Consider the following 20,223-nt stretch of genomic DNA (forward strand, 5'->3'; position numbering starts at 1 on the left):
ACAAGAAACCACCCACAAAAAAACTCACTCTTTGTGGAACAGGCATCTTGCCTGTGCCCAGAAGCCCACAAGAAACCACCCACAAAAAAACTCACTCTTTGTGGAACAGGCATCTTGCCTGTGCCCAGAAGCCCACAAGAAACCTCCCACAAGAAAATTCACTCTTTGTGGAACAGGCATCTTGCCTGTTTGTGATCCCCACCTACAAAAAAACTCACTCTTTGTGGAACAGGCATCTTGCCTGTTCCAAAAGGAAACATATATTTCATTTCACAGGGTACATTTACCTAGCTAACTTTTTTTCCAAACGCAAGATATTTCCCCTAGCATTAGTGCGGTAAACCCAAGTTTGCCTACCATCAGAAACCACAACCCGCCAACCTTCGACAATCATTTGACCGCAAATTTCATCCGCTTTCGAGAGTCCTAAACAAGTATTCGGCCAACTTTGTCCGCTTGATTCCGTTACTTTCAACTTGTCAGCAGCAATGCCAGTGGAGTCCGACAACTCTCGGCGAACTGCTGCTGCTACGGTTGCGGGCAATTTGTTCGGGGGATTTGGGGGAGTCGTCTCCGCCAAATTTCCCGGTTCGGAAATGAGAGTATTTAGTGCCAATACCGAATAGCTGATTTTTTGGGGCACCGCTGCTGAGGAAAATTGCTGCGCGGTTTGCGGCGGTTGGCTTTCCAACTGGGCAAGGGAATCTTTGAGAGCGCCCGCGTTAGCCGCAGCGGTGTGTCTTAGCGCCGGATACATTTCCCATACCAGAATTCCTGTCAGCACCAAAGCCAAGATTACAGGATTGGGCTGCTTTTGGTCTCGGTTTTTATTTTTTTGAAATTTATTTGTGGAGATTCTTTTCATCATACGCCCTCTGCCTCACTTTACACAATGCGCGATCGCTCCTGAACACTCAACTGCAGATACTTACTTAGACACTATTGCTGGTGCTATTGGTTCCTTTGTGCAGAACCGACTTGACTGCTGGTGCGTGCGGCGCAAGTATTTCCTACTCGCTGCCTGCAGTTGTGTTTCAGGAAACTTGCACTACCCAGTTATTACTTAATTTTTACTTTTTGTCTCCGGGTATTAAGAAAAATTTATGCTTAAGTAAATATTCTTAAAAGCCTCTCATCTTGCCCCCGAATCTCAGTACAAATTACTATTCTGCGTCCCAAAACTGCTAAACGTGTTTTAGACTGGGGGAAGCGAGCTGAGCCAAGGATCTCACAGGGATGCCTCAAAATTGGTTGCAACAGGAGGAAAACGCATTAGAAATTAAATCAGCTATCGCTGATTAATTATATTAGCCTTGTGGTTTTCTAGAGCGATCGTCCCCGAAACTACTTTAGTAGCGATCGCTACTTTTTTAGTAGAATATTGTTGAAATCTATAGATTATGAACACAAAATCTCTGGGAATCCATTTAATGAATCGGCTGAGCTATCCTCAAAAATTTATCTTAATCGGTTTTCTATTTGCAATACCGTTAACCTTGGTCATGCACCTGCTGATTTCCGAAATTAACAGCCGGGTTGATTTTGCCCAAAAAGAAATCTACGGTAATCAATACCTGCGCCCACTGCGCCAGTTGAGGGAATACATACCTAAACTTCAACTCTTAAATTATCAGCCTTTAAATACAAATTTAAGCCTGCCCGATACGAGAGCCGATTTAGAAGCTAAGATGGATGCGAACTTTCAATCCCTGGCTAATACAGATAGCCAGCTTGGAAACATATTAATATCCAGTGAAAAATTTAATAATCTTTATCAAGATTGGCAAAACTTGAAACTTCGCCGCAGCCAGTGGAATGTAGAAACTTGCGATTTGGTATATCAACGTTTAGCTGCCGACATTAATAGACTGAGCGCTCGCGTCGGCGATACTTCTAATCTAATTTTAGACCCCGATCTAGATACCTATTATTTGATGGATGCTACCTTACTGAAGCTTCCAGAGATGCAAAAAATCTTGTCAGAGATTAGGCTTATTTCTCAAAAAAACAGCTTGCGTTCCCATGCCACACCTAAAGAAAGAGCGAAACTGATTACTTGGGCAGGCAAGTTGAGAGAACTTAATCAGGATGTAGCAATCAATATGGAGGTAGGATATAGCAATAATCCTCACGGTAATCTGCGACAGAAATTAAGCGAGAATGTGACCCAATTCAACTCCGTAGTAGAGCAACTAACTGTGCAAATAGATAAACTGATTTATCCCACAGCCTTAGTGGAATATTATGCCTATCTCGATGGCAGCGATCGCTCTCTGAATTCGAGTTTTGAACTGTGGGACGCAACTATCAATGAATTAGACTTTCTGCTGCAAAAACGTATTGATAGTTTTGTTGCCAAGAAACGCATAATTTCTCTGGTTGTGTTAATAACCTTAGCCCTAGTTATTTATTTATTTGTAAGTTTTTACAGAAGCGTTATGCAAACGGTATTTGTCCTTGACGAAGCTGCAAAAAAGATGGCAAGCGGCAATCTCGATCACAAAATTATTTTGGATAACAGAGATGAACTCGGGCAAGTTGTGGGTGCGTTTAACAAGATTGCCGATGCCTTAGTTGGTGCAAATCACAAAATTACTGTTCTCAACGATCGCCTAAAAGCTGAAAATATGCGAATGAGCGCCGAACTAGACGTTACTCGCAAGATTCAGCAGATGCTGCTGCCGAAAGACCGAGAGCTCAACGAAGTTATCGGCTTAGATATTGCGGGATTTATGGAGGCTGCTGAGGAAGTAGGCGGCGACTATTACGACGTACTCCAGCACCAAGGTAGAGTAAAAATCGGCATTGGGGATGTGACGGGACACGGATTGGAGAGCGGCGTTTTAATGATTATGGTTCAAACGGCAGTGCGAACCTTGCTCGCCTACAATGAACCAGATCCAGTAAGATTTTTAAGTGCTATTAACAGTGTAATTTACGATAACGTGCAGCGGATGAAATGCGATAAAAACGCCAGCCTTGCTTTGCTAGACTATGAGGAGGGGATGCTGAAGCTGAGCGGCCAGCACGAAGAAATGATTGTTGTGCGGTGTAACGGTTCTGTCGAGCGGTTTGATACGATCGATTTGGGTTTCCCGATCGGGCTGGATGTAGATATTGCTGAATTTGTTGCTGAGAAAATTGTGCATTTGCGTTCAGGAGATGTGGTTGTGCTGTACACTGACGGGATTACGGAAGCTAAAAATATGGATAAAGTGCTTTATGGTTTAGATAGGTTAATTGAGGTAATAGAGATTAATTGGCAGCGTTCGGCGGCCGAAATCAGGCACGCTGTAATTAAGGACGTGCGATCGCACATCGGCGAACAAAAAGTTTTTGATGACATCACATTGTTGGTACTCAAACAAAAATAACTACTTGGATATCCCTTCTAAAGTTTAAAATATATTCAGTGATGCCCCTCATCTCAAACTTTAGCTCTCACATCGGTATGATTCAGATTTTAGGCGATTTTATTGAGCAGGCAGGTAGCCAAGAATACTTAATAATTGGATTTTCTCCGAGTTCGGTCCCTCTCAAGCAGCGGTGGCGGAACAACGGTTTGTCGGCGGATTTTCTGGCTGACTACCTGACGACTTTTTTTCCGGGCAACCAAGATGAACCCTCGACAATTGAAAGACAAGCTGAAATAAAAAGCGCTGTTAGCTACATTGCCAACGAGTTATTGGAAAATGCCATGAAGTTTAATGATGAAACCTCAGAGTACCCGATCGATATTAAAGTGCAATTAGAGAGCGACGGAGTGATTGTCTCAGTTGCTAACAGCATCTCTCCGCAAGCTGTGGACAAGTTTCAGGCTTATATTCAGGAGTTGCTGGCCTCGGAGCCAAGCGAACTTTACATTCAGCGGTTGGAAAAAAATGCTGCTGACGACAACTGTACCAATTCTGGATTGGGTTTGTTGACCATGCTCACCGATTATACCGCCAAACTTGGCTGGAAATTCCAGACCGTGCACCAAGACCCGGAAGTAATTGCGGTGACAACGATGGTGCAATTAACAGTATAAGCAACGCTAGCGATCGATAATATTAAGGGACTTTTTTTTGTGGCTATGGAAATTAATACAGAAGATTACCAGATATGTTACGATCCAGCAACGGCAACCGTGAGTTTGATTGGATCTCTAAGGCTGAGCGGGCCTACTGAGTACGCGCCGATAGCGCAGTTGCTGACCAAGGTTGCCGACTTGGAACCGACGAAAATTACCCTCAATTTGCAGCAGTTAGAATTTTTGAACAGTTCTGGCATCAATATGCTATCGAAGTTTATTATCGAGATCCGCAAAACAGCCAGGGTGCAAATGGCGGTGCAGGGCTCTCAAAGCATAGCTTGGCAAGGTAAATCTTTGAGGAATTTCCAGCGCCTGATGCCTGGTTTAGAGTTGGAATTTCTATAGAAACACGCTTACTTTTTGGGTGCGAGCTATTGAGCAATTTTTTGTTAGTCGAGGCGCAAATTCTAGAGTTATGCTGGAAGAACAACCATCTAGAGAACAGCTACTTTTAGAGATAGAAAAATTGCGCCAGCAAGTGGAAGACTTGAAGGAGGAAAAAGCCGATCTGGAAATCTTGCTGGAAACTACTGCTGAACATTCCGATACGGTTGAAACTGAGTTGCGATCTCGCGCATTCGAGGCGGTGCGCGAAGGCGAAATCAAGCTGGCTCAATTTCTAGAAGCGATTCCGGTAGGCGTGGTAGTGCTCGATTCTCAAGGCAAACCTTACTACGTAAATCACGCCGGACACCAGTTACTCGGTCAAGGAGTTTTGCCCTTAAATTCTGTTGAGGATTTGTCAGAAAGTTATCAAATTTATATGGCGGGAACTGAGACTATTTACCCTTTCGAGAATTTGCCCATCGTCCGAGCTTTGAGGGGCGAAAACGCGACTGCTGACGATCTGGAAATTCATCGAACCGACAAGAAAGTTCCCCTAGAAATTTGGGGAAGGCCAATTTTTGACGAGGGTGGCAAAGTTGCTTTTGCGATCGCAGTTTTTCAAGATGTCACGGAACGCAAAGAAGCTGAAGCCGATCGCCAGTTATTTATTAAGAAACTATTTGACCTCAACAAAAATTTAGAAAAATCCCTGGATGCCGAATCAGACTTAACTGATGCCTACGGTAGATTTGTGCCTCACCAATTTCTAAATTTGTTGGGATATGAAAGTATTATAGATGTCCATTTAGGCGACCAAGTGCAGCAGGAAATGTCCGTGCTGTTTTCTGATATTCGCGACTTCACGACGCTTTCCGAAACTATGACTCCCCAAGAAAATTTTAAATTTATCAATGCTTACCTTTCGCGGATGGAGCCGGCAATTACTAGGAATAACGGGTTTATTGACAAATACATCGGCGATGCAATTATGGCTTTGTTTAGTGACTTTGCAGATGATGCAGTGAAAGCGGGTATTGCAATGCTAAATACCCTCAAAAATTACAACGAATACCGTCTAGAGGTCGGCTACGTCCCGATCCGAATTGGCATTGGCATCAATTCCGGTTCTTTGATGCTGGGGACAGTCGGGGGGAAAAGCCGCATGGACAGCACTGTGATTAGCGATGCTGTTAATTTAGCATCTCGCATTGAAGGATTGACCAAAGATTACGGCGTACCTCTGTTAATTTCTCAGCAGACTTTAGAACGGTTGCGAAATCCGAAGGATTATGCTATTAGGATTGTGGATAAAGTACAGGTTAAAGGAAAATCTCAATATGTCGTAGTCTATGAAGTATTTGATGCAGATATGCCGGAAATTATGTCGGCAAAGCTAGCAAATTTGCCTGTATATAATGAAGCTATGTTACTGTGCGATCGCAAGGAATTCCGAGAAGCGGGAAAATTATTTGAAGAGTGTTTGCGAACAAATCCGAGCGATCAGGTAGCTCGCATTTACCTGAAACGCTGTCGGGATTGGCGATCGCTCCTTAAAGGAATTTAAAGCAACTTAGTCTATTTTAGATTTAAGATTGACCTCTGGAATCTGTAAAAGCTGTAAAATATAAACAGCTTTATACCTGTTACTTCTGAGGCTTCTCAAAATAGAACGGCTTAGGGCTCAAAAACCAGCGATCGGTAATTGGGTGCGAGAACAGCGGCAAGCGCTGAAGCTGTATCAGAAAAAGTTGGCGGATAAATTAGGGATGACCTTTCCCACGATTAATCGTTGGGAAAATTGACAGGCTACGCCTTCTGGCTTGGCACTCAAGCAAATTTAGATATTGCTGGATGAGTTAGGTAATTCGCCAGATGCAACGCTTGGCGACTGCTGTAAGGCACAGCGAGCAAGATATTTTTCGGATAAGGAGTACAAACGGTGAGTTTAGAGGGAATCAACAGCATTTTCAGAGATATTCGACTACTTCCCTATGGTGTGGCGATCCTCTCCGTGGCTGTGGCACTGGCGCTAACCCGATCGCTTTTACCGTGGCTCTACCCAACCACGACGCCCCTGTTTTTCATCGCCGTGATGGTGAGTGCCTGGTATGGCAGTTTCGGGGCTGGGTTTCTGGCAACAATTTTATCCACGCTGGCAATCAACTATTTTTTTATTGAGCCGTTCTATTCCTTAAAAATCGCTAATGTAGAGACAATTGTTCGGCTGGGTATGTTCTCGATCGCCGCAGGATTCATCGCTGCACTCAATCTCTCGTGGCGCACTGCTATAAAAAATGCGAAAGCAGCCTTGCAAACTTTACAGGAGTCAAGGTCGCTAGAACAAAAAGCCCAGGTTCGGGGCGAAGTCGCACAAACTGCGGCGACGGAGGCAAAAGAACAGCTAGAAACGGTACTTTCTAGCATCAACGATGGGTTTTACATCCTCGATCGCGATTGGCGCTACACCTATGCCAACGATCGCTACTGTGAAATGGTTGGAATGCCGCGGTCAGCGATTCTGGGTCAGAACGTTTGGGAGCTATTTCCGGCTGCCGTTGACACCGATGCTTACGTGCAATTTCATCGGGCAATGGGGGAACAAACGCCGCTCCAGTTTGATTATCTCTACTCACCTTGGAACGGTTGGCACGACCATCGAATTTACCCTTCGCCCAGTGGACTGACCGTTTTGCTTGCCGACATTACCGATCGCAAACAGGCCGAACTCATCCTAATCGAGCAGAAACGACTGCTGGAGTCGATCGCATCCGGACAGCCACTAGACGACTGTCTGGCAGCCGTGTGTGACTCAGTATCCAGGCTGAATCCGGGTACCCGCGCCTGCTTCCTGCTAGCGGATGCTCAGCGGCTGACGTTTAAGAGATCAATTACTCCAGACTTTCCAGCGTCTTTTGGTGAAGGACTCCAAGATGCTCCGATTAACGATTTGTGCATTGGAACCTGCGGCGAAGCGGTGTATAGCGGTCAGCCCGTGACCTGCGCCGACATTGCCAACGACGATCGCTGGTCGCAAGAATGGCGAAATTTATGCGTGGCTCATGGCATTCTAGCGTGTCATTCTCAGCCCCTCTTCAGACACGACAATCTATCTCTGGGGTCGCTGATGCTGTGCTTTAGCGAGGCGCGGATGCCGACTGATTGGGAAAATAAACTCGCGGAGTTCGGCACCCAAGTTGCCAGCATCGCCTTAGAGCGCGATCGATCGTTCCAGGCATTGCGCGAGAGCGAAGAACAGCTCCGACTGGCTTCCGAAGGCGGCAATTTGGGTTTGTGGTATTGGGATATGGAAACTGACACGGTGAGTTTGACGGACATAGCCAAAGGGATGTTTGGTTTACCCGTGGATCAGGCAATGTCCATGAAGGTGTTTTTAGCAGCCGTGCATCACGACGATCGCCAGTTCGTTCACAGCGCGCTCACAGAGCTAAAAGCGAATCAACCGCATACTGAAATAGAGTATCGGACGCTTTGGGCAGATGGCACCGTTCGTTGGATTTTGGCAAAGGGCGATTCCGCCTATAACGCTGATGGCATCATAATTTCGACGCGCGGCGTATTAATCGACATCAGCGATCGTAAACAAACCGAAGAAGCGTTGCGTCAAAGCGAAGAGCTGAGTCGGAACATTCTGGAGAGCATTGATGATGGATTCTTTTCCCTTGATGAGAATTGGCGTTTCACTTACGTGAATCGGTCAGCGGAAATTCTGCTAGACCGCACTGCAGGCGAGCTGATTGGGAAGAATTTGTGGGAAGAATTCCCCGGACTCAATGACACCGAGTTTGAGCGGGTTTATCGTCGCGTGGCAAACGAGCGCGTGGCTTTGTCAGTCACGGCGTTTTATCCCGAGCACGATCGTTGGTATGACGTTCGCACCTACCCTGCCGCGAACGGGATTACGATTTATTTCCGAAATGTCACCGATCGAAAACAGGCCGAGGAGGTATTGCAACAACGAGAAGCAGAACTTCGTTTAGTCACCAATGCCGTGCCTGCCTTGATTTGCTTTGTAGACTCAGACCAACGCTACCGCTTCCACAATCGAGCATATGAAGAATGGTTTGGATCTGAGGCAAAAGAAATCTACGGCAAGCACCTTCAAGAGGTTTTAGGCGAAACGGGGTATGAAGGGATTCTTCCTTATGTTGAGCAAGTCTTGGCAGGAGAGGAAGTGACCTTTGAAAGCCAAATTTCCTACAAAGATGGTCGAACCCGTTATATCAATGCGACCTATGTTCCCCGCTTCAATAGCCAGGGAAAAGTTGAAGGGTTTGTAGCACTGGTCAACGATATCACTGATGGCAAACAAGCCGAAGCCACACTACGGGAGAGTGAGGCACGGTTCCGGGTGATGGCAGATGCCGCCCCTGTACTGATTTGGATGGCCCGCACCGATAAACTCTGTTATTACTTCAACCTCCCGTGGCTAAACTTTACGGGACGGACGATCGACCAAGAAAGGGGCAATGGTTGGACAGAAGGAGTCCACCCCGACGACTTCGAGCGCTGTTTAGACACCTATGTGACTGCCTTTGATGCCCGTCAACCGTTCAAGATGGACTATCGCTTGAAACGCTGTGATGGCATATACCGTTGGATTATGGATGAAGCTGTTCCTCGCTACGGATTGGACGGCGAGTTCTTGGGCTACATCGGCTCCTGTGTGGATATTGAAGACCACAAACAAGCTGAGGAAGCCCTGCGCGAGAGTGAATCCCGCCTGCGTCTGATCATTGAAAGCGCCAAAGATTATGCCATCTTCACCCTCGACCTTAACGGCATCATTGCCAGTTGGAACTCCGGGGCAGAAAGGTTGTTGGGCTATACCGAGACAGAAGCAATTGGTTGCTCGAGTCGGATGATCTTCACACCCGAAGATAACGAACAAGGACAAGCCGAGTACCAGAGGCAAACGGCTCTACTGCAAGGACGGGCCGAAGACGAACGCTGGCACGTCCGCAAAGATGGGAATCGCTTTTGGGCCAGTGGATTGATGATGCCCCTGCTTAATGAAGCGGATTGTCCGCAGGGATTTGTCAAAATCATGCAGGACAAGACCCCACAACGGCAAGCAAGTGAGCGACTGCAATTGCTGTATGAAACTACCCGCGATCTGATGCAGACAGAACAGCCTCTGGCTTTGATGCACACGCTATTCCGCAAACTTGCATTGCAACTGGATCTGCACTCTTACTACAACTTCATGGTGGAAGAAAAAGACAACCGCCGGATGCTGCATTTGAGAAACTATGATGGCATCTCTGAAGAAAGGGCGCAGGCGATCGCATGGATCGATTTAGGGGAATATCTCTGTGGACTGGTTGCCCAAACGCAGCAGCAACTTGTCTTGAATCAAGCCGAACTTTCCACTCATCCGAATGGTAAAGCCGTCTCTGAACTGGGCATCACGGCTTACGTGGGTCAACCGTTAATCGCTCAAGGGCAGTTATTAGGAACGCTCTCCTTTGCCAGTCTGACTCGGACGCACTTCACGCCTGCTGAAATCGAGCTGCTGGGCTCTATCTGTGACCAGATCGCGATCGCTCTGGAACGGGCAAACCTGAACGATTCACTGCAGCAGCAAGCGGAACAGCTAAGACAGGCAAATCGGATCAAGGATGAGTTTTTAGCGGTACTATCCCATGAGTTGCGATCGCCCCTCAATCCGATCCTGGGGTGGACAAAGCTGCTGCAAACTGGCAAGCTGGATGCGGCCAAAACTGCACAGGCGTTAGCGACGATCGAACGCAATGCCAAGCTGCAAACTGAATTGATTGAAGATTTGCTTGATGTCTCGAAAATTCTCCAAGGCAAGCTTAGTCTTAATATTCGTCCAGTCGATTTAGCTTTAACTGTGGAATCGGCGATCGAAACTGTCAATTTGGCTGCTGTTGCCAAATCCATTGATATTCGGACTGTGTTAGATCCTCAGATCGGACAAATTTTGGGGGATTCGGGCCGTTTGCAGCAGATTGTCTGGAATCTTGTTTCCAATGCGGTCAAATTTACTTCAGCCGGGGGGCGCGTTGAGGTGAATTTGACTCGTGTTGGCAATCAGGCTCAAATTACGGTGGCGGATACAGGGATTGGCATCGCACCGGAGTTTTTACCCTACGTGTTTGACTACTTCCGCCAAAAAGATGGCGCTACAACCCGCAAGTTTGGTGGCTTGGGATTGGGGCTGGCGATCGTGCGGCATCTAGTGGAACTGCACGGCGGCACCGTTGGGGCCCAGAGCCAGGGTGAAGGGTTAGGAGCTACCTTTACTGTAAGACTGCCCCTGTCACCGAAGGTAATACAAGAAAACTCTCTGGCAAGACTTTCGGAACGATCGACTGCGGAGGAACCGTTATCCGGGATGCGGATACTTGTGGTAGATGATGAGCCGGATATGCGAGAGTTGATTTCCTTTCTGCTAGAAGATGCAGGTGCAGAGGTACTGACTGTTGCTGTCCCTCAAGAAGCCCTCACGGCGTTGACTAATTTCCAGCCAGATGTCCTGGTGAGCGACATTGGAATGCCGGGGATGGATGGCTATATGCTGTTGCGGCAAGTGCGAGCTCTGCCGCCAGAACGGGGAGGGCTGATTCCCGCGATCGCCCTGACTGCCTATGCGGGCGAGGTTAATCAACAGCAAGCTTTGCAAGCTGGATTTCACCGCCATCTGGCAAAGCCGATCGAACCGGATAAATTAATTAAGACGATCGTCGCACTTCTTAGCAAGAACACTCATGAGCCAGCAAGCTCTAAAAATTGATCAGAAGGAGTTCAAACCGATCGAACATCACCAAGCTTTTAAGTTGCTGTGGTTAGGGAGCGATATTTGTATTGTAAAACTTCATTAAACTTTTAAGCATTAATAGACAATAGTAGTATCATCTAGTCAGAGAAATCAAGAATGTTGCGATCGTTAAGAATGGAAAATCCAAATGCAGCTAACAGAGAGGCACATCATTAAATCTACGGAACACCGTTTTGCCCAAATTGATGAATTAGCCTTTAAATCCAAGAATCTTTACAATGCGGCCAACTACGTCATTCGTCAAAGTTTTACTTATGGATGGGGTTACATCAACTACAACGAGATGAACCGTTTGATGAAATCTCATCAAGCATACAAGGCTTTGCCCGCCAAGGTTAGTCAACAAATTTTGATGATATTGGACAAGAATTGGAAATCCTTTTTTGAAGCAGTCAAAGCTTACAAAATTGATTCTTCTAAATTCACGGGTCGTCCGAAGCTACCGAAATATAAAGATAAAGCCAAGGGTCGTAATATTCTTATATATACGATTCAGGCGATTAGCAGCAAGCAATTGAAGAAAGGAATTATCAAGCTTTCGGGTACGGAAATCTTGATAAAGACCAAAGTAAATCCCGCTCAAATTTGCCAAGTTAGGCTGATTCCCAAATGTGATTCGTATGTGATTGAGGTGATTTATAATGAGCCGGAGTCCACCGTCAGTAACGATATTTGGGCAGCTAGTATTGATTTAGGACTGAATAATTTAGTGGCGTTAACTTCAAATCAGCCAGGTTTCATCCCTCTGTTGATTAACGGGCGACCATTAAAATCGATTAACCAGTTCTACAACAAACGCTCTTCACACTTACAATCTCAGTTAAAAGGAAGTCGCAAGAGTTCGCCCCGCATTCAGCGCTTAACTCGCTGTCGCAACCAAAAAGTCGATAATTACTTGCATCACGCCAGTCGGCTAATAATCGGTATCTTGGTCGCCAAACAAATTGGGACGCTAGTAATTGGCAAGAATGCACAATGGAAAACCGAGATTGGTTTAGGAAAGCAAACCAACCAAAACTTCGTCAGTATTCCTCATGCTCGATTAATTGAGATGTTGGAATACAAAGCTCGACTGGTTGGGATTAAGGTGCTACAGGAAGAGGAATCTTATACCTCGAAGTCGAGCTTCCTGAATTTAGACCCGATTCCGGTGTACGGGCATACTGGCGCTGATGGTGTCGCATTTAGCGGCAAGCGAATTAAGAGAGGTTTGTACAAGACATCGGTCGGTCAATTAATTAATTCCGATGTCAACGGGTCTTACAATATCCTCAGAAAAGCAATCCCAAATGCGTTTAGCTTTCTTGATAGGGAGCTGCGTAGTTCAGCCGAGGCGGGTCAATCCGCTCAAAGTAAAAGTGAAAGGGGAGGGACTTAATGCCTCCCATGTCATGTCATAAATGACTATACTTTTACTAGCTATTATCTTCTGTCCGGTCGATTCCCTCCGCTTCGCTTCGCCCGAAATGAGGTAGGGGCGGGTTCAACAACAATATCTGCGAATAATTGACAATCTCAAAAACCCGCCCGGCCGGGATATTATGGTCAATCGCTCGGACGTGATATTACAGGAGAATCTACCAATAAATCCGGTTTCTAGTCTAACAGTGCGTAAGTCCTGATAATATAATCAGTAATTTGGAGTGTCAAAAAAAGACGATGGGAATCAACAAGCAGCAGCCTAGAATACATATAAAACCTTCAGTGATTAAAGCGATAGCTCTCTTCTTTCTGTGCTGCTTGTTAACTGCAAGTTGCGGACAAAGAACACGTCCATCGGTCACTGCGAGCGGCGAAAATGCTAATAACCGCGTTACTATTGGCACAACCTTGAAATTGCGGACGATCGACCCTGCGGACGGTTACGAAACCTTATCTGGACAATTGCTACGCAATTTGGGCGACACTCTCTACGCCTACGAGTCGGGAACTACAAAGTTAATCCCCCACTTAGCGACAGCGATGCCAAAAGTTAGCCAAGACGGATTGACATATACAATCCCCTTGCGTCAAGGCGTTATTTTTCACGACGACACACCGTTTAACGCCGCCGCAATGGAATTTTCCTTGCAACGGTTTATCCAAAATGGCGGCAGTCCGGCTTTGTTGTTGAGCGATGCAGTAGAATCCGTGAAAGCGACGGGTGAATACGAATTAACTTTTCAACTCAAAAAGCCTTTTGCTGCTTTTCCTTCCCTGTTGACATTTTCGGGTATGTGTGCAGTTTCTCCGAAAGCTTACGAGATTGGGGCGGGTAAATTTAAACCCGATACCTTTGTGGGAACTGGACGTTACAAGTTGGCGAAGTACGGCAGCGATTCTCTCAAGTTTGACGTGTTTGACAAGTATTGGGGGGAAAAGCCGGTTAATCAAGGAATTGACATTTTGCTGCTTTCTAGTTCGTCAAATTTGTTCAATACTTTTCAGACTGGTGCTGTTGATGTGGCTTATTTGTCTCTGGATGCAGACCAAGTTCGCAGCTTGGATGAGGGAGCAAAAAAAGGGAAATGGCAGGAAATTGCGGGGGAAAGCAGTACGGTTAATTACATGACGCTGAATATGCAGTCTAAACCGCTGGATAAGTTAGAAGTGAGACAAGCGATCGCAGCAGTGATGGATCGCCCGCTGATTAACGAGCGCGTACTGCTGGGACAAGCACAACCGCTTTACAGTCTGATTCCCACAACCTTGGACGTTCAAAAACCGGTTTTCAAAGAACTGTACGGCGACGCCAACACGGCCAAAGCCAAGGAACTTTTAACGAAAGCGGGATACTCGGCCACAAATCCTTTTGTTCTGCAAATTTGGCATGCTTCGGCTTCAAGAAAAAGAGCTTTAGTCGCGAGTACGATCGAGGCGCAAACTAAACTCAAAATGGACGGGATAATGCAGGTAGAAATTAACAGTGTTGAATCTCCGACTTTGTTTCAAAACATAGAGAAGGGCATTTATCCAGCGGTTTTAGTGGATTGGTCTGCCGACTTTTTTGACGCTGACAATTACATTCAGCCGTTTTTAGATTGTGCCACAGGTTCGGAGGCTGGGGGCTGCTCCAAGGGTGCAAGTCAAAGTCAGGGTTCGTTTTATTATAGCGATCGGGTAAATCAACTGATCGACAAGCAGCGCAAAGAAACAAACCCTCAAACCCGCAAAGCCATATTTGCCGAAATTCAAGACATACTGGGTAAAGATGTACCTTTCATCCCTCTTTGGCAGGATAAGGACTATACGTTTGCTCAGAACAGCATTACCGGCGTCCGTCTCGAACCGACGCAATCTTTTCCTTTTTGGTTCCTGAAAAAGCAATAATTCGTTACAATAATTTGGGGGAGTTGAAACGTCAATAATTATTGCATATGTTGTGCACAACAGGGTGATGATTGTCACAGTTTATCAAAGAGACTGATCACCCTACCCTCTTTAATAATGTGGGATATTATTAAGAGAGAGATATTGCTGAGGGTGGGTATATGAAACTTGGAATTTTAACAACAACAGGGCTGCTGATTGCGATCGGTTTTGCCTCGGGAGTAAAGGCAGAAAACGTATCACACGTCAAACAATTATTAGAAACTAAAAAATGTACCCAATGTGACTTGACAGGAGCGGAGCTGGCTGGTATTGATTTGACGGGCGCAGATTTGAGCGGTGCGAATCTCAGCGGTGCAAATTTGAACGGTGCAAATTTGAACGAAGCCAAACTGAATGAAGCAAATCTGAAACAAGCTAAATTGCAAGGTGCGAGTTTAATTGCGGCTAAAATGCACGGGGCTAATTTGGAGGGTGCTGATTTGAGCCGCGCTAATCTGAGTTTGGCGGGTTTAGTGATTGCGAGTTTGAAAAATACTAACCTCACCAGCGCTAATTTAATCGGCGCTAATTTAGAAAGCGCCAATTTGGCGGGTGCAAACCTGAGAAATGCTCGCCAGTCTTTAGCGAATTTATCTAATGTCAGCCTCAGAGGTGGCAGTTTGTCGGGAATAGACGTACAGGGAGTCAACTTGCGGGATGCAAATTTGACCAATGCAAATTTGAACGGTGCAAATTTGAACGGTTCGGACTTGACAGGTGCTAATTTAAAGAATGCCAATATGGCAAATGTAGATTTGAAAAACGCTTCTTTGCCGTAGGACGATCGCCAATTGCTATATCAAATTCTGGTGCTTAACAAAGTTAATATAATCAGGTAGGGGCAATTCTGAAATTGCCCCTACAGTTTTAATGGTAGGATTTATATCATGTCCGGTCGATTACCCTTCATCAGGTAGGGGCGGGTTCACTAACAATATCTGCCAATAATTGACAATCTCAAAAACCCGCCCGGCCGGGATATTATGGTCAATCGAGCGGACATGATATTATCTGGTTTCCTGTCGCGGCGTAGGTCAATCGATTTTAGATTTTAGATTTTAGATTTTAGAATTGAAGCATTGACTTGCGCGAGATGAATCCGGGGGCTTGTATCCTGGTTGCTTTCGGTGATTGTTCGGTGTGCGAAGCTTTTCCCCGGTGTCTGCGATTGCTTCATATTTGGATCTAGGATCAATCTTGCTCGTGAGCATCTTGGGCGAAGCGGATAATGTCATCATCGCCGAGGTATTCACCATTTTGGATTTCAATCATCACCAGGGGAATAACGCCTGGATTTTCTACGCGGTGAGCAGTATTCATGGGAACGTAGGTTGACTGTTTCTGCATGAGAATCGTCTCTTTGTCGTCGCAGATAACTTTAGCGGTACCGGAGACGACAACCCAGTGCTCGCTGCGGTGATAGTGCATTTGGGTGCTGATGTGATGCCCCGGCTTGACTTCAATGCGATTGATCTTATAACGATCGCCCGCGTCTATGATTGTAACTTGACCCCAGTAGCGGGTTTGTGTGCGATCGTCAATTTTTTCGATTGTGTCCACTGTTTCCACCATCCTGTTTATCTCGCCAACGGTGTCTGCAAAAATATCTGTAGTTCAAAGTATAGCAGGTATAGGGTAAGTGCGTAAGTGCGTAAGTGCGATCGATTTAAAGATTACTGAATTAGTCGCCACTCGCGAGCATCAACAAATTGCGACAAATGCCCGACATTTGTTGTAGCAATTACCACATCATTGCCTTCACTTGCCTCCAATATTGCTTGAGCCGCCAAAATCACATCCCCGTCAAGTGCATTAGCTTCTGCGGTTGGTCTTCCTCTCATTCTCGCTTGCGCCCACAACTGAGCCGCCAAAAGCATTACTTCTGTAGTCAAAGGACGGTATGTAAGGACATTCTTGAATACGTCAAGTTTTCTGATACCTCTCTCTTTTCCGGCTCGAATCAATTCTCGCCGCACCTCATAGTCAGCAATTTCAGGCAGGATTACCATTTCACCATTTTGTAGTAAGGAGTCTAGCCAAAGTTGGCATTCCAAATAAGGAGGTTTGGCTTGAGGGTTTGTTACCATCCCTAATGGGCCAGAATCCAAAATAATTATTCTGCTCATTGAAACAAGGGTCGATTAGACATCCGATCTTCATTTATCACTTGTTCTAGATATTCCGCAGTTTCTTTTTGCTCTTGTTCGTCATCCTCTTCTCGCCACGATCGCAATAATTCAATTGCACCTTGATTTCTTTGTATCCGTTCCTCCAGCGACAGTTTAGTAATGTCTATTTTCTCAGATGTCTGGGGAGGCTCGGACCCTACGGGCTTTACTGTCACCGTTTCCAGAAATAAGCGCATCATCTGAAGTAAGTTTGGCCAATATTCTCTGGGAGTTTGCTGAATTACGCGGAGAAATTCCGCGATCGGCTGGCTTAAGGGGCGATCGCTTTCTTTGTCTTCCACCGTAGGAGTTTCGGGCGCTAATTCTACTGTCCCTTGGCTTTCGCTGCTTAAAACTTGTTCGGACATAATTACTTTTTTCCTTTCTCTCATTTACTCATATTATAAACAAAGGGCGGGCAATTGCCCGCCCCACTTTTTACTTGCTCAACACACCATCGGGAATCCCCAAAATATCCTCAATGCGAGGCATATCTTCCAAAGCAATTACTCGTCCTTCATCCTCAAAACCAGCAATTTGATCGAAATTCAAATACCGATACAAATCACCAGCAAAAGGATCGATTCTCTTCGACACAATGTCGTTGTATTCTTGGACTGTAGGAATGCGACCTAACAGCGAACAAACGGCAGCCAATTCCGCCGAACCGAGATAAACTTGAGCATCTTTGCCCATGCGGTTGTTAAAGTTGCGAGTAGAAGTTGAAAACACCGTTGTCGCATCTTTAACCCGCGCTTGATTGCCCATACAAAGACTGCAACCAGGCATTTCTGTACGCGCTCCAGCGGCTCCAAAAATGCTGTAATAACCTTCTTCTTTGAGTTGCTGTTCGTCCATCCGAGTTGGCGGACAAATCCACAGGCGAGTTTTCACTTCCCCTGCACCTTCCAACACCTTCGCAGTCGCGCGGTAGTGACCGATATTTGTCATGCAAGAACCGACAAATACTTCGTCAACCCGATCGCCCGCAACCTCACTCAACAACTTAACATTATCCGGGTCATTGGGAGCAGCCACAATTGGCTCTTTAATTTCGTTCAGATCGATTTCGATGATTTCAACGTATTCCGCATCAGCATCCGCCTCCAGCAGCACCGGATTTGCCAGCCATTCCTCCATCTTCGCCACCCGGCGCATCATCGTCCGCGCATCTTGATAGCCCCGCGCCACCATGTTTTTCAGCAGCGCGACATTGGAACGAATGTACTCGGAAACAGTCTCCACGCTCAATTTAATCGTGCATCCCGCGCAAGAACGCTCTGCAGTCGCATCGGTCAATTCAAAAGCCTGCTCGACCTTCAAATCGGGCAAACCTTCAATCTCCATAATCCGCCCAGAAAAGATGTTTTTCTTGTTCTGTTTCTCGACGGTTAGCAAACCTTTTTGAATTGCCACATAGGGAATTGCATTCACAACATCCCGCAGCGTTACTCCGGGCTGCAATTCACCTTTAAACCGCACTAAAACTGATTCCGGCATATCCAAAGGCATGACGCCCAAGGCAGCAGCAAATGCCACCAATCCCGAACCAGCAGGAAAGGAAATTCCCAAAGGAAAACGAGTGTGAGAATCGCCGCCAGTTCCCACTGTATCCGGCAATAACATCCGGTTCAGCCAAGAGTGAATAATGCCGTCTCCGGGGCGCAAAGCTATGCCGGCGCGCTCTGCCATGAAATCGGGCAATTCATGGTGAGTTTTGACATCAACTGGCTTCGGATAAGCGGCGGTGTGGCAGAAACTTTGAATTACCAAATCGGCGCTAAATCCCAAACAAGCAAGTTCTTTCAATTCGTCTCGAGTCATCGGCCCGGTGGTATCTTGCGAGCCGACTGTTGTCATGACTGGTTCGCAAGATGTACCGGGACGAACGCCGGACAAACCGCAAGCTTTGCCTACCATTTTTTGTGCTAAAGTGAAGCCTTTGCCCGTATCTACTGGGATTGTAGGGCGGGTAAAAATAGTGCTGGGTTCTAGTCCTAAAGCTGCGCGGGTTTTGTCGGTTAAAGTTCGTCCAATTAATAGCGGAATTCGGCCACCTGCGCGAACTTCGTCTAGAATTGTGTCTGGTTTGAGGGTGAATGTGGAGATTATTTCTCCGGCTTCGTTGGTGATTTCGCCTTTGTATGGATGGATGGTAATTACCATTCCTGTTTCCATTTTGGAGACATCACATTCGATCGGCAATGCGCCGGAATCTTCAGCGGTATTGAAGAATATCGGGGCGATCGCACTTCCTAAAATATAACCGCCACTGCGCTTGTTCGGCACAAACGGAATATCATTGCCAATGTGCCAGAGTACGGAATTAATCGCGGATTTCCGCGAGGAACCGGTGCCGACAACATCACCAACATAGGCTACGGGATGACCTTTTTGCTTCAAGTCTGCAATGGTTTGCAAACCTCCTGGCATCTTACTTTCCAGCATCGCCAAAGCGTGTAGGGGAATGTCCGGCCGCGTGGTAGCATGAGGTGCGGGGGACAAGTCGTCAGTATTGGTTTCTCCTGGAACTTTGAAGACTGTAACGGTAATCGCTTCGGGCAGTTGGGGGCGGCTGGTGAACCACTCGGCATCCGCCCAAGAATCGACTACCTGCTTGGCGTAGGGATTGGTATCGGATAAAGTCAGAATATCGTGGAAAGCGTCGAATACTAACAACGTTTTGCTCAAGGCCCGGGCTGCGGTGGCGGGAATGGCAATTTCGGCAGTAGGATTGAGCAAATCGATTAAAGATTGGACGTTGTAACCGCCCATCATTGTCCCCAGCAGGTAAACTGCCCATTTGGGAGCAATTAGGGGGCTGTGGATTTCGCCTTTAGCAATGCCAGTTAAAAAACCAGCTTTGACGTAGGCGGCGCTGTCTACGCCTGGGGGGACGCGATCGCGCAATAATTCTATTAAGGTTTCTTCTTCTCCTGGCGGCGGATTTTTCAGCAGTTCACACAGTTCCGACGTTTGCTGGGCGTCTAGCGGCAGGGGTGGAATTCCCTCATGGGCCCGAACGGCCGCGGTACGGCGGTAAGATTCAAGCATTTCTCCTCTCTCCTCGGATAGTATTCGGTGGTTGGCAAGCAGGTGACTTTACTTTTTAGATTAGGAGCTTCCGCTGCACATTTGGTAAAGTACCTCGCCATACATCAAAACTTAACGCAACTTTAAAAACAGTAGATTGTCATACCAAAGACAGATGTGGTCTTTAACGGGAGAGCAGCATATCAAACTTCAGCCGAGCAGTTTAGGGGCCTTGAGTTGCATAGTTCTGGTTAAGATTAATGTGTTGTGGGCTACTGTAGATCCTCCTCTGCATCTGAAATCGTCATTTACCAATAGTCTGGACTGTTTTTAGTTCGTAGTTTGAAACCCTTGATTTTCCGTTGGTAGCTCGATTGGCGAATCGACTTGAAACTTTATATTCTACGAATGCTAATTAAAAACCGTCCGCAGTATTGATTTACCAC

Annotated in this window: 13 protein-coding genes and 1 pseudogene; 9 read left to right on the forward strand and 5 right to left on the reverse strand. The window is 46.4% G+C overall.

The genetic code is table 11. The features are described 5' to 3' along the window. Nucleotides 1-283: 283 nt before the first annotated feature. Complete coding sequence (locus QT992_RS09110; RefSeq protein ID WP_333319327.1) at nucleotides 284-868, reverse strand: hypothetical protein; 585 nt, start codon at nucleotides 866-868, stop codon at nucleotides 284-286. A gap of 532 nt (nucleotides 869-1,400) precedes the next feature. On the opposite strand from QT992_RS09110, the gene QT992_RS09115 reads away from it, so the two are divergent. The 9 genes and pseudogenes from QT992_RS09115 to QT992_RS09150 all read left to right on the forward strand — a co-directional run bounded on the left by QT992_RS09115 (nucleotide 1,401) and on the right by QT992_RS09150 (nucleotide 15,355). Beyond that, nucleotides 1,401-3,374, forward strand: coding sequence for a SpoIIE family protein phosphatase (locus tag QT992_RS09115; protein ID WP_333319325.1), 1,974 nt, complete (start codon nucleotides 1,401-1,403; stop codon nucleotides 3,372-3,374). Nucleotides 3,375-3,451: 77 nt separating this feature from the next. Beyond that, entirely contained in the window at nucleotides 3,452-4,030 is a 579-nt protein-coding gene (locus tag QT992_RS09120) for a DUF6272 family protein (protein ID WP_333319323.1), read from the forward strand. Nucleotides 4,031-4,075: 45 nt separating this feature from the next. Then, nucleotides 4,076-4,420, forward strand: coding sequence for a slr1659 superfamily regulator (locus QT992_RS09125; protein ID WP_333376872.1), 345 nt, complete (start codon nucleotides 4,076-4,078; stop codon nucleotides 4,418-4,420). Nucleotides 4,421-4,490: 70 nt separating this feature from the next. Beyond that, complete coding sequence (locus QT992_RS09130; RefSeq protein ID WP_333376874.1) at nucleotides 4,491-5,966, forward strand: adenylate/guanylate cyclase domain-containing protein; 1,476 nt, start codon at nucleotides 4,491-4,493, stop codon at nucleotides 5,964-5,966. 142 nt (nucleotides 5,967-6,108) lie between these two features. Then, nucleotides 6,109-6,204, forward strand: coding sequence for a helix-turn-helix domain-containing protein (locus QT992_RS33570; protein ID WP_445251150.1), 96 nt, complete (start codon nucleotides 6,109-6,111; stop codon nucleotides 6,202-6,204). Nucleotides 6,205-6,341: 137 nt separating this feature from the next. Then, the gene (locus QT992_RS09135; RefSeq protein ID WP_333376876.1) at nucleotides 6,342-11,180 is read left to right on the forward strand and encodes a PAS domain S-box protein; all 4,839 of its coding nucleotides are present in this window, start codon (nucleotides 6,342-6,344) and stop codon (nucleotides 11,178-11,180) included. Nucleotides 11,181-11,352: 172 nt separating this feature from the next. Continuing rightward, nucleotides 11,353-12,625: pseudogene (locus QT992_RS09140) on the forward strand (RNA-guided endonuclease InsQ/TnpB family protein). Nucleotides 12,626-12,884: 259 nt separating this feature from the next. Further along, on the forward strand, nucleotides 12,885-14,534 hold the full coding sequence (locus QT992_RS09145; RefSeq protein ID WP_333337370.1) for an ABC transporter substrate-binding protein: 1,650 nt from the start codon (nucleotides 12,885-12,887) through the stop codon (nucleotides 14,532-14,534). A gap of 161 nt (nucleotides 14,535-14,695) precedes the next feature. After that, nucleotides 14,696-15,355: a pentapeptide repeat-containing protein gene (locus QT992_RS09150; protein WP_333319314.1), complete on the forward strand. Its 660-nt coding sequence runs from the start codon at nucleotides 14,696-14,698 to the stop codon at nucleotides 15,353-15,355. 412 nt (nucleotides 15,356-15,767) lie between these two features. Here the strand turns inward: QT992_RS09150 and QT992_RS09155 are convergent, their stop codons facing one another. From QT992_RS09155 to acnB, 4 genes are all read right to left on the reverse strand, one after another. Continuing rightward, complete coding sequence (locus QT992_RS09155; protein WP_445251149.1) at nucleotides 15,768-16,148, reverse strand: cupin domain-containing protein; 381 nt, start codon at nucleotides 16,146-16,148, stop codon at nucleotides 15,768-15,770. Nucleotides 16,149-16,249: 101 nt separating this feature from the next. Further along, nucleotides 16,250-16,663: a nucleic acid-binding protein gene (locus QT992_RS09160; protein ID WP_333337372.1), complete on the reverse strand. Its 414-nt coding sequence runs from the start codon at nucleotides 16,661-16,663 to the stop codon at nucleotides 16,250-16,252. Nucleotides 16,664-16,698: 35 nt separating this feature from the next. Continuing rightward, the gene (locus QT992_RS09165) at nucleotides 16,699-17,112 is read right to left on the reverse strand and encodes a hypothetical protein (RefSeq protein ID WP_333337374.1); all 414 of its coding nucleotides are present in this window, start codon (nucleotides 17,110-17,112) and stop codon (nucleotides 16,699-16,701) included. Nucleotides 17,113-17,182: 70 nt separating this feature from the next. Beyond that, nucleotides 17,183-19,798 carry a bifunctional aconitate hydratase 2/2-methylisocitrate dehydratase gene (acnB, locus tag QT992_RS09170; RefSeq protein WP_333319309.1) on the reverse strand — a complete coding sequence of 872 codons (2,616 nt, stop codon included), beginning with the start codon at nucleotides 19,796-19,798 and terminating at the stop codon, nucleotides 17,183-17,185. Between the last annotated feature and the right edge of the window lie 425 nt (nucleotides 19,799-20,223).

This window comes from Microcoleus sp. T3_D1 (assembly GCF_036700405.1).
Lineage (GTDB): Bacteria > Cyanobacteriota > Cyanobacteriia > Cyanobacteriales > Microcoleaceae > Microcoleus.

Coding starts and splice junctions, on each gene's coding strand:
- QT992_RS09160 (WP_333337372.1), bottom strand. CDS start 16,663: ATGGTAACAAACCCTCAAGCCAAACCTCCTTATTTGGAATGCCAACTT.
- QT992_RS09150 (WP_333319314.1), top strand. CDS start 14,696: ATGAAACTTGGAATTTTAACAACAACAGGGCTGCTGATTGCGATCGGT.
- acnB (WP_333319309.1), bottom strand. CDS start 19,798: ATGCTTGAATCTTACCGCCGTACCGCGGCCGTTCGGGCCCATGAGGGA.
- QT992_RS09145 (WP_333337370.1), top strand. CDS start 12,885: ATGGGAATCAACAAGCAGCAGCCTAGAATACATATAAAACCTTCAGTG.
- QT992_RS09120 (WP_333319323.1), top strand. CDS start 3,452: ATGATTCAGATTTTAGGCGATTTTATTGAGCAGGCAGGTAGCCAAGAA.
- QT992_RS09130 (WP_333376874.1), top strand. CDS start 4,491: ATGCTGGAAGAACAACCATCTAGAGAACAGCTACTTTTAGAGATAGAA.
- QT992_RS09110 (WP_333319327.1), bottom strand. CDS start 868: ATGATGAAAAGAATCTCCACAAATAAATTTCAAAAAAATAAAAACCGA.
- QT992_RS09155 (WP_445251149.1), bottom strand. CDS start 16,148: ATGGTGGAAACAGTGGACACAATCGAAAAAATTGACGATCGCACACAA.
- QT992_RS09165 (WP_333337374.1), bottom strand. CDS start 17,112: ATGTCCGAACAAGTTTTAAGCAGCGAAAGCCAAGGGACAGTAGAATTA.
- QT992_RS09125 (WP_333376872.1), top strand. CDS start 4,076: ATGGAAATTAATACAGAAGATTACCAGATATGTTACGATCCAGCAACG.
- QT992_RS09115 (WP_333319325.1), top strand. CDS start 1,401: ATGAACACAAAATCTCTGGGAATCCATTTAATGAATCGGCTGAGCTAT.